Annotated in this window: 9 protein-coding genes; 1 reads left to right on the top strand and 8 read right to left on the bottom strand. The window is 60.6% G+C overall.

Features of this window, described 5'->3' with window-relative positions:
- Positions 1 to 8: 8 nt before the first annotated feature.
- The 3 genes from ACYQ6M_RS21050 to ACYQ6M_RS21040 all read right to left on the bottom strand — a co-directional run bounded on the left by ACYQ6M_RS21050 (position 9) and on the right by ACYQ6M_RS21040 (position 3,522).
- On the bottom strand, positions 9 to 1,712 hold the full coding sequence (locus ACYQ6M_RS21050) for an ABC transporter permease (protein WP_460075371.1): 1,704 nt from the start codon (positions 1,710 to 1,712) through the stop codon (positions 9 to 11).
- Positions 1,713 to 1,722: 10 nt separating this feature from the next.
- Positions 1,723 to 2,946, bottom strand: coding sequence for an ABC transporter substrate-binding protein (locus tag ACYQ6M_RS21045; protein ID WP_460075368.1), 1,224 nt, complete (start codon positions 2,944 to 2,946; stop codon positions 1,723 to 1,725).
- A 120-nt stretch (positions 2,947 to 3,066) separates the two neighbouring features.
- Positions 3,067 to 3,522, bottom strand: a complete 456-nt coding sequence (locus tag ACYQ6M_RS21040; RefSeq protein ID WP_022999714.1) for a winged helix-turn-helix transcriptional regulator — start codon at positions 3,520 to 3,522, stop codon at positions 3,067 to 3,069.
- A 141-nt stretch (positions 3,523 to 3,663) separates the two neighbouring features.
- On the opposite strand from ACYQ6M_RS21040, the gene putA reads away from it, so the two are divergent.
- A complete protein-coding gene (gene putA / locus ACYQ6M_RS21035) occupies positions 3,664 to 6,804 on the top strand; it encodes a bifunctional proline dehydrogenase/L-glutamate gamma-semialdehyde dehydrogenase PutA (protein ID WP_460075366.1) in 3,141 nt (1,046 codons plus the stop codon).
- 89 nt (positions 6,805 to 6,893) lie between these two features.
- Here the strand turns inward: putA and ACYQ6M_RS21030 are convergent, their stop codons facing one another.
- The 5 genes from ACYQ6M_RS21030 to ACYQ6M_RS21010 all read right to left on the bottom strand — a co-directional run bounded on the left by ACYQ6M_RS21030 (position 6,894) and on the right by ACYQ6M_RS21010 (position 12,858).
- A complete protein-coding gene (locus ACYQ6M_RS21030) occupies positions 6,894 to 7,775 on the bottom strand; it encodes a hypothetical protein (RefSeq protein WP_148585495.1) in 882 nt (293 codons plus the stop codon).
- A gap of 100 nt (positions 7,776 to 7,875) precedes the next feature.
- The gene (gene hrpB / locus ACYQ6M_RS21025) at positions 7,876 to 10,347 is read right to left on the bottom strand and encodes an ATP-dependent helicase HrpB (RefSeq protein ID WP_460075364.1); all 2,472 of its coding nucleotides are present in this window, start codon (positions 10,345 to 10,347) and stop codon (positions 7,876 to 7,878) included.
- A 12-nt stretch (positions 10,348 to 10,359) separates the two neighbouring features.
- Positions 10,360 to 11,400 carry an ROK family protein gene (locus ACYQ6M_RS21020; RefSeq protein ID WP_152504732.1) on the bottom strand — a complete coding sequence of 347 codons (1,041 nt, stop codon included), beginning with the start codon at positions 11,398 to 11,400 and terminating at the stop codon, positions 10,360 to 10,362.
- The gene (locus tag ACYQ6M_RS21015) at positions 11,397 to 11,828 is read right to left on the bottom strand and encodes a methylglyoxal synthase (protein ID WP_022999719.1); all 432 of its coding nucleotides are present in this window, start codon (positions 11,826 to 11,828) and stop codon (positions 11,397 to 11,399) included. Before ACYQ6M_RS21015 ends, ACYQ6M_RS21020 begins: the two co-directional genes overlap by 4 nt.
- Before the next feature lie 295 nt (positions 11,829 to 12,123).
- Positions 12,124 to 12,858 (bottom strand): DUF1194 domain-containing protein, encoded by a 735-nt coding sequence (locus tag ACYQ6M_RS21010; RefSeq protein WP_022999721.1) that lies wholly within the window; start codon positions 12,856 to 12,858, stop codon positions 12,124 to 12,126.
- Between the last annotated feature and the right edge of the window lie 419 nt (positions 12,859 to 13,277).

The following is a 13,277-nucleotide window of genomic DNA, read 5'->3' as shown; positions in this document are numbered from 1 at the left end:
TGCTTGCCTCACCTTTCCAGCCGCATGGCGGCCCGGTTGCGATGAAGCAACGCCGGTAACAGTGCGGCCAGCGTAAATCCGGCCAGTGGTATGCCAAGTTGCAGCAGGGCCAACAGCGCAGTTGCCTGCCGGCTGCCTCCGCTGGCCAGGGCGACACTCTCGGTCGTGACCGTGGCGATCCGTCCAGCACCGATCATCAAGGTCGGCAGATACTGGCCGACGGAAACCGCGGCTGCCACGGCAAGCGTTACCAGAACTGGCCGCAGCAACAATGGCAAACGGATCTGCCAGAAGATGCGGGCAGGCGACGCGCCGATGGAGGCTGCAGCCTTGGCAAAGCGCGGATCGAGCCGGGCCCAGGGATCGCTCAAGGCCAGGAAGGCGTAGGGCAGGACGAAAACCAGGTGGGCCAGCAAAACAGCGGAGAATGTGCCGCTGAAATCCGCTGACAGGAAAAGCAGCTGCAGACCGAACAGAAAGCTGATCTGCGGCAGCAGCAGCGGCAGGAAGACGAGTGTCTTGAGGCGGCGCGAAGAGGTCGACTTGCGGTGATCGCGCGCTTCCAGAACCCAAAGTGTCAGGGCTGTTGCAACAAACGCGGAGGCACAGGCCAGAGCGACGGTCGTACCGAGAAGCCCGAGGCTCATGCCGAGGGTGTCGGTCATTTGCATGACATTCCAGGCCTGCGGCAAAACAGAGGGAAACCACCACGAGCGGGCGGCAGACCAGATCCCGAGCAGAAGCAACGAGAGGATCATGGCCACGATGATGAGTACCATCACCAGAAGTCCGCCATATCTTGCCGCACGCTCGCGCAAGTGACGATGCCCGGTGACGAGACGGCGCCTGGAGGCAGAGGCGACCAGCCGTTCGCCTGCCAGATAGGTGGCAAGAGCAGTCGTGCTGACGGCAAGTTGCAGCAATGCCCCGGCAGATGCCATCAGACGTTTGGTCAGATCCGGGTCGTTCATCCAGCTGACGAGACGCGGGGCGAGCGGAGCCGGTGTCGTTGGCCCAAGGATGGCGGCGACATCAACGACGGATGTGGCATAGGCGACCACTGCCAGCACCGGCAGGCGGATGAGCGGGTAGATCTGCGGCAGAACGATCTTGAAGAAGGTTGCGACACGGCCATAGCCAAGGCTGGCACCTGCCTTGAAATACTCCTGAACGTGAGGGCGGTTTAGCGCGGCGAGCGTCATCAGGAACAGAAAAGGCACTTCCTTGGCGACAAGGCCCATGGTCATGGCAATGCCGAACGGATCGTTGAGGATCAGAACGTCGGGTGGCCTGGTCCAGCCAGTCGCCCAGGGCGAAACGAGGCGAACCAGAAAGCCCGATGGCGCAATCAGAAAAGCAAGACCGATGGCCGCCGCCGCGTGTGGTACCGAAAGCAGTGGCGACAGAAACCGGGTCAGGCGCCGGAACGCCGCCGTTCCGGACCAGCCTGCCACGAACAGGAGCACGATCGCCAGCGACGCGACGGAGGCCGTCAGGCCGGTGGCAATACTGAGCCAAACGGAAGTCAGCAGACCGGGTTGTTGGAACAGGTACCGGACAGGTTCAAGGGTGAAGCTGTTGTGGCCCAGCGCGGGCAGGTAACCGAAGGCAGGCAGGATCGTACCCGCCAGGCCGGCGAGAACCGGCCCGGCCAGAAGAACCGACACAAGGATGATCGGTATGGCCGGGACGGCTTTCGGCTGGGTTGCCACGTACTCCGGCTCACTCGGCGCCGTAGCGGGTGGTCCAGGCCTCTTCAAGCGCACTGACCCAGCTCGGATGCGGTTCTGGCAGGACCGGGCCGAGCTGTTCGGGCGTCAAGGTCGCAGGCCCAAGGTCGAGCGTATCGAAGAGAACCTTTTCGGTTTCAGGCAGTCCGGCAACGTTCAGAACCGTCGGGTCGCCCCAGATACCGGGATCCTGCTTGCGAGCCTGTGCCGCGGGTGACAACAGGAAGTTGGCGAAGACCTTGGCGCCTGCCTGGCTGGAACTGTTGAACGGAATTGCAACGAAGTGGGTGTTGCCGATGGTGCCGCTATCCAGAACGAAGGTGCGCACGCTGGGCGGCAGTTCGCCGTTGGCAATTGCGCTCGAGGCATCGGACGGATTGAAGGAAAATGCAATATCCAGTTCTCCGTCGGCAAGCAGCTGGCGCATATGCGCTGCATCCTTCGGGAAAGCGCGGCCCTGGCGCCAGAGCGAGCCGTTCAATGCGTCCAGATAGGCAAACAACGGTGCGGTCATTTCTTCGAAGCGGGCTTCATCCACCGGTTTCGTCAGAGCGGCCTTGTCCGGAACCGTGCTGACGAGAACCTGTTTCAGAAAGGTCGTGCCATAGAAATTGGGCGGTTGCGGATAGGCAAATCGGCCCGGGTTCGCCTTGGCGTAGCTCAGCAGCGCATCGAGTGTCGCGGGTGGGGTGTCCAGGCGGGCACTGTCATACATGAACACGAGCTTGGCCATCCCCCACGGGCTTTCCTGGCCATCCGTAGGCACGGTGAAATCCTGGACGACAGTCGGCTTGTTTTCCACGTCGACGTAATCCCAGTTCGGCAACGTCTGCGCCCATCCACGTGCTGCCAGCAGGCCCTGTTCCTTCATGGCCGCGAAATTTTCGCCGTTGATCCAGACGAGATCGACCGCGCCGCCAGAGACCTTGCCAACCGATTTTTCGGCAAGCACCTGTGAGACCACAGATGCGGTGTCACTGACCTTCACCTGAAGGACGCGAACGTCAAATTCATTTGCCACTTCCCGGGCAGCCCAGGCGATATAGGCGTTGATGCGCGGCTCGCCGCCCCAGGCGTGGAAATAAACGGTCTCGCCTCTGGCCTCATCCAGCACTGCCTGCCACGCCGGATCATTGGCCGCTTCCTGTGCAGAAGCAGCCACCGGTGCCATCAGTGATCCGAGAAGACCAAGCGTTGCGGCAAGCATGCGTTTCATCAGAATTTCCCCTGTTGCGGATCGTGTCCGGTCCTCGTTCCCTCGCGCAAGGCGCATGGCACGGTCAAGACAAGGCTTTGTGAACGATGAGTGTTCGTGTCCGTTAGGTTCCAGCGCAAATCAGACCGGCAAGATATGGGTGTCCTTGATCTCTTCCATGACGGCGTAAGTATGTGTTTCACGCACGCCCGGCAGCGCCAAAACCACATCAGACAGGAAGGCCCGATAGGCTTCCATGTCCTTGACGCGGCTTTTCATGAGGTAGTCGAAGCCGCCTGCCACCATGTGACATTCCATGATGTCGGTCGAGCGTTCGACGGCAATCTTGAAGGCGTCGAAAATTTCCGGTGAGGTGCGGTCAAGCCGGATTTCGACGAAGACCAGCAAGCCCCGGTCCACCATCTTCGGATTGAGGCTGGCGGAGAAGTGCTCGATGTACCCTTCGCGTACCAGCCGCTTCATGCGTTCGGCGGTCGCGGTTGCCGAAAGATGCACCCGTTCGGCAAGGTCCGTATTGGTAATGCGGCCGTCCTGTTGGAGAACCTTCAGAATCCTCCGGTCTGTTGCATCAAGCATGGCGAATTTCCCTAGAAAAAAGAAATTTGCAGAGAAATACACGGAGATTGGCTTCAAAAACAGCGAAAAGCGGACTTCGATTCAAGATATTTTGGAGGCATCTAGTGACCTGGCCCCGCGGGGCCCCTTTGGGAGGCTCTCATGACCGCAACTGTTGCAGCCATGAAGACAATCAATTCGACCGAACTCGAGCCGTTTCGCCCGGCGTACGCCCCCGATGACAAGACGCTTGTCGAAGCGCTTCTGAAGGAAGCCAACACCGACCCCGTGGTGGAGAAACTGATCGACCAGCGCGCCCGCGGTTATATTCAGGACATGCGCTCGGTCCAGGTCGGTCTCGGCGGCGTGGAAGACTTCATGCGCGAATTTGGTCTGACCACCCGTGAAGGTCTGGCCATGATGGTGCTGGCGGAAGCTCTGCTGCGCGTTCCGGACGCAAAGACCGCGGACAAGCTGATCGAAGACAAGCTGGCGGCAGCCCGCTTCGATGATCCCTCAGGCCCGAAATCCGACACATGGCTTGTCTCCGCCTCTTCCTGGGCGCTGGGCGTCACCTCTCGTCTGCTGCATCCGGGCGACACGCCCCAGTCGATCCTGTCGAGCCTCGTCAAGCGCATGGGCATGCCGACCGTGCGCATGGCAACCCGCAAGGCAATGCGCCTGCTCGGTCATCAGTTCGTGCTTGGTGAAACCATCCAGAAGGCTCTGGAACGCGCCAGGACCCAGGAAGCGAAGGGCTATCGCTATTCCTATGACATGCTGGGCGAGGGATCGCGCACCCAGAAGGATGCAGAGCGTTACTTCCAGTCCTATGCCAAGGCGATTGCCGCCATTGGCAAGGCTGCCGGTGACAAGCAGCTGCCGGACCGTCCGGGTATTTCGGTGAAGCTTTCCGCGCTGCATCCGCGCTATCAGGCCGTTAACGGCGAGCGCGTGCGCGACGAACTCCTGCCGAAGTTGCGCGAACTGGCGCAGCTGGCCAAGGACCACAACCTCAACTTCACCGTCGACGCTGAAGAAGCCGACCGGCTGGAGATCTCTCTGGATATCATCGCGGCCATGCTGACCGATCCAGTCACCGAGGGCTGGGATGGCTTTGGACTGGCGGTTCAGGCCTATCAGAAGCGCGGCATTCACGTGATCGACTGGCTGGTCAACGCAGCCCGCAAGACCAACCGCAAACTGATGGTGCGTCTCGTAAAGGGCGCCTATTGGGATACGGAAATCAAGCACGCTCAGGAAGGCGGCGCGGAAGGCTATCCGGTGTTCTCGCGCAAGGCGGCGACGGATCTGTCCTATCTGTGCTGCGCCAAGCGGATGCTGGCGGCACGGGATGTGCTCTACCCGCAGTTCGCCACCCACAACGCACTGACAGTTGCCCAGATCATCGAACTCTCCGGTGGCAAGGCGGAAGGGTACGAGTTCCAGCGCCTGCATGGCATGGGCGAAAGCCTTTACAAATCCGTTGTCGAACGCGACGGCTTCCCGTGCCGGATCTATGCCCCGGTCGGTGGTCACAAGGACCTCTTGGCCTATCTCGTCCGCCGCCTTCTGGAAAACGGTGCCAACTCCTCCTTCGTCACCATCGTGGGCGATGCCTCCGTGCCGGTTGAAAAGATGCTCAAGCGGCCGAAGGAACTGCTGGATGACGGCCACCATTCCATCAACCGTTCGATCCCGCTGCCAAAGGACCTTTACGGCGACAGCCGGCAAAATTCCGACGGCGTGGAATTCGGCTGTGCGGCAGAACGCAACCTGCTGACGTCCGGCATGGCGAAAACCACAGCACCGTTCACCGAGGCCGCCCCGCTTGGAGCGGGGCTGAAACCGTCGGGCGACGCCAATCCGGTGTTTGCCCCGATGGACGGCTCGACCAAGGTCGGCACGGTGCGCTTCGCGGACAGCGAAACGGCCCGCCTTGCTGTCGAAAATGCCCAGAAGGGGTTCGAGAAATGGTCGCGCAGACCGGTTGAAGAGCGGGCAGCTGCCATCGACAAGGTTGGCGACCTGCTGGAGGCCAACCGGGACCGTCTGATGACGATCCTCTCATTGGAAGCCGGCAAGTGCCTGACCGATGGCATTGCCGAAATCCGCGAGGCAGTCGACTTCTGCCGATACTACGCGGCCGAAGCCAGAAACCTTTTCGGTGAAGGCAAGCTGATGCCCGGACCGACAGGCGAGGAAAACCGCTACCGCTATCGTGGCCGCGGCGTCTTCGTCTGCATTTCTCCCTGGAACTTCCCGCTGGCGATCTTCCTCGGTCAGGTCAGCGCAGCTTTGATGGCGGGCAACGCCGTCGTCGCCAAGCCCGCGGAACAGACACCGCTGATCGCTTATGAAACAGCCAAGCTGATGTATCAGGCCGGTATCCCCGAAGATGTCTTTTACCTGCTCCCGGGAGAAGGTGATGTAGGTGCGGCGCTGACCTCCCATCCAGCCGTTGCCGGGGTGGCCTTTACCGGATCGACCGAAACCGCATGGCTGATCAACGGCACGCTTGCGGCAAAACGCGGCCCGATCGTTCCGCTCGTTGCCGAAACGGGCGGGATCAACGCGATGATCGTCGACGCGACGGCTCTGCCTGAACAGGTCTGCGATGACGTCATGATGTCCGCCTTCCGCTCCGCCGGTCAGCGCTGCTCGGCACTGCGTCTGCTTTATGTGCAGGAGGACGTCGCCGATCATCTGCTGGACATGCTGGAAGGCGCAGCGAAGGAACTCAGCCTGGGCGACCCGCGGCTGCCGTCGACAGACATCGGTCCGGTGATTGATGAGGAAGCACGCGACAACATTCTCTCCCATGTCGACGACATGAAGGAGAGCCAGAAACTGCGCTACGCCGGCAAGACGCCACACGGCAAGCTGGCCAACGGTTCCTGGGTCGCCCCGCACATCATCGAACTGGACAAGGCCGAGGCCCTGACACGGGAAGTCTTCGGCCCGGTCCTGCATGTGGTCCGCTACAAGGCAGGCGACCTGGACAAGGTGCTGAACCAGATTGCCGGTACCGGCTACGGTCTGACACTCGGTGTTCACAGCCGTATTGATGCAACGGTGAAGAAGGTGGTTGACCGGCTCTCTGTCGGCAACGTCTACGTCAACCGCAACACCATCGGTGCAGTCGTCGGCACCCAGCCCTTCGGCGGCTCCGGCCTGTCCGGCACCGGCCCCAAGGCCGGTGGCCCGGCTTACCTCTACCGGTTCGCCCTGGAACAGGTGGTGTCCATCAACACCGCGGCCGCCGGTGGCAACGCAAGCCTGGTGGCTGCATCGGACGATTGATTAGCCAGCTCGTGGTCTGAGAGATGGCTCCCTTACCGCCTCGCGTTTGAAGGGAGCCATTTCCGGAGATTGATATACAAGAGTTCGTTTTACTTATCGGACAATGCCGCTTCGCATTCCGCGAACTTCGTGACCAAGCGGTTCAATGACCTGTCGTGTAGGAGGCCGGGAATGTCGCGTGCCAAAAAAAAGGAATATTTATCAACAAGTTGCATAAATGATCCCTGCATTGTTCGGCACGCGCCAAACGCGCGCACCTCGTTCCGGTATTCTTCCGAACGCAAGCTTAACCCAGATGTGATGGCGTATAGCCTATAAAGCTCCCAACTATTTTCCGAGTAAAGACGCCAATAAATCTTTTCCTTGAACCTGAACCATTCGTACTGATCCCCTCTTGTTTCCGCTAGAAAGCCAGGGTCGTCCAGATCTTTCATCTCGCGAAGAGTACGCTCCATAACTCGCAGATAAGCCTGAAATACTTTCGCAGGTGTGTCGAGCTCTGCAGATGGTTCTTTGCCGAGCTGATAGCGACAGTCTTCACTTTTGCTCAAGAAATCGAAGTAGGTTTTCTGAACCCGGGTAGGGGAACGAAAACGAACTTCAGGTTGGACGACAATGTCCGAGAAAGTAACTAGTACCGCGACGGCTTTCTGACACTTCCAGAGGTCTTTCAGATGCGACCTTCTCGTAAAAGATGAGCTTTCCTGTGGTTGAGTTTCGATACTCTGCAGTGCTGTCTGATACGGAACTTGAATTTCTTCGAGTTCTTCTCTGATCCTCTCCAACTCTGGTTGACGCTCTGTTGGATCTTGCAGTTCGAGAATCTCCATCAAGCGTTCATGAAGTTGCTCAAGTTGCAACATCATTTCGGAAGTGATTCTTTCGGCGTCTTTGTCGCTCAGTGGAGTAGAACTACTGGCGGCGCAGACATGGCTAAAAATAAAAACAAAAAAGAGAAAGATCAGTTTCATCGGATTTCTTTTAAATTTCGTGTTTAAGCCCTTCTTGGAAACGCATATGGCAGGCTCAAGTCAAGAGCTTATCTGAATTCGAATGTGATTTACGGGAGAATCAGCTCCCTCGCGGTTTTGCCCTTCTCGTCGCCTCCGCTTCGATCGGGTCGTCCGGCCACGGGTGCCTTGGGTAGCGGCCTTTCATGTCGGCTTTCACATCCGCCCAGGAACCCTGCCAGAAGCTGGGGAGATCCTTCGTGATCTGGATCGGCCGTTGTGCCGGGGAGAGAAGTTCCAGGATCAGCGGCAATCTGCCGTCGCAGACGCTTGGGTGCTCCTTGAGGCCGAAGAGTTCCTGCACGCGAATGGACAGCGTCGGACCTGCGGCCGCACCATAGTCGATGGGCACCTTGCTGCCTGTCGGGGCGGTGAAGTGCGAGGGGGCAAGGCTGTCCAGCCGCGCAGCCGCATCATAGGGCAGGAGCACTGCAAGCGCATTGCCGAGAAGCGCGGTGTCGATTGCCCCCAGGCTCGTGCAGCCGGCAAGATAGGGCTGCAGCCAGGTTTCCAGGGTTTCCGTCAAGGTGCCATCGGAAAGGTCCGGCAGATCCTGCGCCCCGTTCTCCCGGGCATAGGCGACACGTTTCTTCAGCCGTTCCTGTTCCTTGCTCCAGGGCAGGCGGGAGACGCCGCGCCGGCGGATTTCGGCAATCAGGGCCCGTTCGACAGCTTCCGGATCGGCGGACTGGATCTGGACGGACTTCAGTTCGACCGCCTTGTAGCGGGTGACACGCCGCGCCTTCAGCGTGCCGTCACCGGTCAGTTGGACTTCATCTTGCTCGACGATGTCGGCAGCAAACAGGTCTTCGATATCGGATTTGGAAACTGGCGCGCAGAGCTGGATACGCCCGCTTGCCGCCTTGCCCTGAATATCGGCAACAGTAAGGAAGGCTTCCCGGGAAAGGGCGTGGTCCGCCTCCAGTTCAGCGCCCCTGCCGTTCGCAAGACGGAAGCGGCCGGTCTGTCCGCGTTGCTGGGCAACCCGGTCGGGATAGGCAAGGGCGAGCAGAAGTCCGGCGCTCTCCGGGTCGATTTCCCTGCCCGACCCGCCCGCCTGTTTCAGCCAGCGTTCGGCCAGCTGGCGGCCGTCCTTGACACGCTGGCTCTTGTCGTGACGCAGGGATTGCAAACGCGTCCGCAGGTCCGGATCTCGGCCGCCAAGACCCGGTTCGGACAGCACCAGCGCGATCATCGCGGCGGTAAAGCCGAGATCTCGGGCAACGCCTTCGATCACCATATGTGCGAGGCGCGGATGCAGCGGGAGCTTGGCAAGGGCCTTGCCGTCGCTGGTCAGGCGTCCGTGGTCATCCAGCGCGTGCAGATCCTGTAGCAGAACCTTTGCTTCGCTCCAGGCTGCATGTGGGGGCTGGTCGGCAAAAGCGAGGGCTGCCGGATCGAGCGTCCCCCAGGCCGCCAGGTCCAGCACCAGGCCGGTGAGATCCGCTTCCAGGATTTCAGGCGCCTCGGCCTGTGGCAGGGCCGTTGTCTGCGCTTCATCCCAGAGCCGGTAGCAGACACCGGGCTCGGTACGCCCGGCGCGGCCGCGGCGCTGGTCGGCTGAAGCGCGTGAGACACGGACGGTTTCCAGCCGGGTCAGCCCGGTCTGCGGCTCATACTTCGGCACGCGCGCCTGACCACTGTCGATGACGACGCGCACGCCTTCGATGGTCAGCGAAGTCTGGGCGATGGCACTGGCCAGCACGATCTTGCGGATGCCGGCATCGGCCGGCCGAATGGCCGCATCCTGCGCCTTGGCATCCAGCCCGCCGTAAAGCGGAGCCACCTGGCAGTTGGCGGTCAGTTTGCCGTCCAGCATCCCGGCGGTGCGGCGGATTTCGCCCTGACCGGGCAGAAAGACGAGAACAGACCCGGTTTCTTCCGCGAGTGCCTGCCGGATCGCCCGCACAATCTGTGGTTCGATGCGCTCGTTCGGGGTCCGTCCCAGATAACGTGTCTCGACCGGGAAGCTCCGGCCCGTGCTTTCGATCACCGGTGCATTGCCAAGCAGGCGTGATATCCCGGCAGCATCGAGCGTTGCGGACATGGGCAGCAGTCGCAGGTCGTCGCGCAGAGCCGACTGCACATCCAGCGCCAGCGCCAACCCGAGATCGCCATCCAGAGAGCGTTCGTGAAATTCGTCGAAGAGAATGGCGGCAACGTCCGTCAGCTCCGGATCGTCCAGAATGAGCCGTGTGAAAACGCCCTCGGTGATGACCTCGATCCGTGTACGGGCGCTGACCTTCGTCTCCATGCGCACTCGGTAGCCAACGGTCTCGCCTGGCTTTTCGCCAAGTTCGGCTGCCATCCGGCGTGCAGCGGCACGGGCAGCTAGACGCCTCGGTTCCAGCACCAGGATCTTGCCGTCGCCGCGCCAGGTCGCGTTCAAAAGAGCCAGCGGCACGCGGGTCGTCTTGCCCGCGCCCGGTTCGGCAACAAGAACCGCGTTCAGCCCTGTATCAAGCGTTGCCAGAAGCTCCGGCAGGATACCGTCGATCGGCAGTGGTGCCGCGAAGGCTGGGGCAGAGGACATGACGGGCCCGGGTCAGCTCGCGCCCGATGCGGCGCCTGCGGTCCATTGCCGTCCTTGCATGTCGACGGCAAAGGCTTCCGGCGCGCGTGCGAAGGAGGCAAGGCCTTCCAGGGCCGGATCGGGATGCCGGACGATGAAGGTCGGTATCTTGGCCATCAGGGCCTCGTGGGGCGCCTTGGCCTCAAAGGCGGCGCGGAAGCCGCCGTCCGTGAGGAAGCGTGTGATCCGCGACGTGACACCGCCAGTCAGATAGACGCCGCCCCGTGCCAGAACCGCGAGGGCAAAATCACCAGCCACACGGCCAAGGGCCCTGGCAAAGACCTCCAGCGTCTTCACCGCTACCGGATCGTTTTCCTCTGCGGCCGTTGTGATGCTTGCCGCCGTTGTGAAGTCGCGGTCCGCGCCCATATAGGCGGCAACACCGCGGGCAAGGCGGGGAAGGCCGGTGCCGCTAAGGATCTGTTCGGCGCCAAGCCGTCCACCGACGAGTTCGATATGCGGCCAGATGGCAACGTCTTCCGGGGTTACCGGCCCGAGTTCCACATGGCCACCTTCGCCCGGAACGGGAACCCAGGTCTGGGCGGCATAGATCATCGCGGCGGCGCCGAGGCCCGTGCCCGGACCGAGGACGAACTTGGCGCTCTCTTCGCGGATCGTGCCGGAGCCGACCTGTTCGATATCGCTGCCGCTATATCCTGGCAAGGCCAGGGCCTGCGCTTCGAAATCGTTGAGCACGATAACTTCGTCCAGACCGAGGTCGGCGATCATTTTCAGCGGCTCGATCACCCAGGCCGCGTTGGTGAGGGGGATCCTGTCACCGGTGACGGGACCGGCAACCGCGATGATTGCCGTGCGTGGTTTCGGATCGGTTTCCGGCAGCACCACTTCGCGGATCGCGGAAGAAATGTCGGGATGATCCGCGGTCGCCGTCTTGCCGCACATGCGGGTGGGCGCCTCAGCGTCGTCAACCAGAGCGAAACGGGCGTTGGTGCCGCCGATATCGGCAACCAGAACCGGATAGGCAAAGGATTTGGTGTTCTTGGAAAAACTCATGAGGACAAGGAGCCAACTTCAGGTGTCGCGGATGTGGTCTTGAGGCCCTGCAGGCGGGCGGAGCGCAGCAGGATATCCGCGGTCGACGGATTGAGCGCCATCGGCATGTCATAGACCACTGCAAGGCGCATCAGGGCTTTCACATCAACATCATGCGGCATGGGCGACAGCGGATCGACGAAGAAGAACAGGCCCTGGAGCTTGCCTTCGGCAATCATCGCGCCGATCTGCTGGTCGCCGCCAAGCGGGCCGCTTTTCAGCCTTGTGACCTTGAGATCCGGACAGGCTTCCAGAATGCGGCCGCCCGTGGTGCCTGTGCTGACAAGTTCGAAAACCGCGAGTTTGTCCTGGTGCCGTCTGGCGAACTCGACCATGGCGTCTTTTTTGGCGTCATGCGCGACAAGCGCAAGAGTGGGCGTGGCAGGCATCAGCGGTCCTCTGGGGTCTATGCAATCCGGATCGATTGAATAGCCGAAAGCTGATCGAAACCAAAGTCCCGGGAGACCAGTTCGTCCCCGGAGGAAACCGGACGAAAAGGCACCCTGGCAGGAAGCGACAGCGGCGGGGAAGTGTTTAGCCGTTCAAAGCGCTTTAGGCAAAGGAAGATGAACGGGCGGGCGCAGAACCTGTTCGCCGTGGGCAGATCATTGGCAGGGAGCAAAAGAAAATGCCGCGTCCCGGCCCGGAACGCGGCAGGCAATAAGGAGAATGGAGACGTGGCGATCAGTCGAACAGATTGCAGCGGATCGGTTCGCGGCCGGCAACGCGCTGGAAGTAGGGATCGGGTTCCGGCAGATGCAGCCCGGCGATCTCCATCACCAGCTTCATCCGGATCGCGTCTGCAAAGCCTTCCTGACTGCGAACGGGGATGGCGAAGGAGCCCGGGCCGCCGATCACACAATCCTCGTAATAGTGGTCGAGGTTGAGCATCGCCTGCCAGGTGTTCTTGTTCGACTTCATCATCAGAGGCAAGCCGTTGATGGTCACGCCAGAGGCAACCATGCGATCACGCATGGCAGTTACGGAGCCGCCCTGGTTGTTCGGGCCGTCACCGGAAATGTCGATTACGCGGCGCAGGCCTTCATACTGGTTGTTCTGAACCAGAAAGACCGACTTTTCGAGCGCCGAGGCGATGGAGGTGCGCTGGACCTGCCGAAGCGGGGCCTCGGCAATCTTGGAAGCGAAGTGTGCTGCCGAGCTTGCATCCTGGATCACCGTCCAGTCGGCGACGATGAAATGCTCATCGACCCCGCCCCATTCCATGTAGGTCACGGCAACGCGGCCGATCGGACCGACCTGAATGGCGTCAAGAAATTCCCTGGAGGTGAGAGCGGCGACATACCCGGCGCGCTGCACTTCCTGTTCTTCTGTATCCATGGATTGGGAGATGTCGACGGCCAGGACAAGTTCGACGTCCACTTCGTTGGCCGGATCATAGCTGTATTGTGAAGAAGCCATCAGAGCCGGACGGTAGTCTCGGGCTGCGGCTGGGGCGGCGAAAAGAAGTGCCGCACAAATAAGTGACAGTAAACTTGTAACCGTCAGTGCACAGTCTGTTTTGGTTATGTCGAGACGCATGGTTTTTCTCCTTACTTCAGCCTTGCGGCTGGGTGGCCACGTCTCCCCTGTTTATTTTGTCGTTGAATTCCTTATCTTTCCGTTTCTCGTGATTCCTAACAAGGCATTGGCTGAATGCCTTGGATGAGCTTGGAAATTTACTTAGCAAGCTACATGCCAAACGTAGCGTAATATTCCTTGGCTGGCAAAAGTAATGTGCACGGAGTGCATGTTCTATCCACAGGCGCGGGATATCTTCCGGATTTGCTAGGCAAATTTTTCATCCGTGGATACGCGTTGAGCTTTACGTTTAGGTAAGG

This window comes from Roseibium sp. ROS1 (assembly GCF_054658215.1).
Note: the sequence above shows the minus strand (reverse complement) of the source record. Positions and strands in the feature narration are given on the sequence as shown.

Excerpts from the sequence above, each read along its gene's own strand:
- ACYQ6M_RS21045 (WP_460075368.1), bottom strand. The coding sequence starts at position 2,946 with ATGAAACGCATGCTTGCCGCAACGCTTGGTCTTCTCGGATCACTGATG.
- ACYQ6M_RS21030 (WP_148585495.1), bottom strand. The coding sequence starts at position 7,775 with ATGAAACTGATCTTTCTCTTTTTTGTTTTTATTTTTAGCCATGTCTGC.
- hrpB (WP_460075364.1), bottom strand. The coding sequence starts at position 10,347 with ATGTCCTCTGCCCCAGCCTTCGCGGCACCACTGCCGATCGACGGTATC.
- ACYQ6M_RS21020 (WP_152504732.1), bottom strand. The coding sequence starts at position 11,400 with ATGAGTTTTTCCAAGAACACCAAATCCTTTGCCTATCCGGTTCTGGTT.
- ACYQ6M_RS21040 (WP_022999714.1), bottom strand. The coding sequence starts at position 3,522 with ATGCTTGATGCAACAGACCGGAGGATTCTGAAGGTTCTCCAACAGGAC.
- ACYQ6M_RS21010 (WP_022999721.1), bottom strand. The coding sequence starts at position 12,858 with ATGGCTTCTTCACAATACAGCTATGATCCGGCCAACGAAGTGGACGTC.
- putA (WP_460075366.1), top strand. The coding sequence starts at position 3,664 with ATGACCGCAACTGTTGCAGCCATGAAGACAATCAATTCGACCGAACTC.
- ACYQ6M_RS21015 (WP_022999719.1), bottom strand. The coding sequence starts at position 11,828 with ATGCCTGCCACGCCCACTCTTGCGCTTGTCGCGCATGACGCCAAAAAA.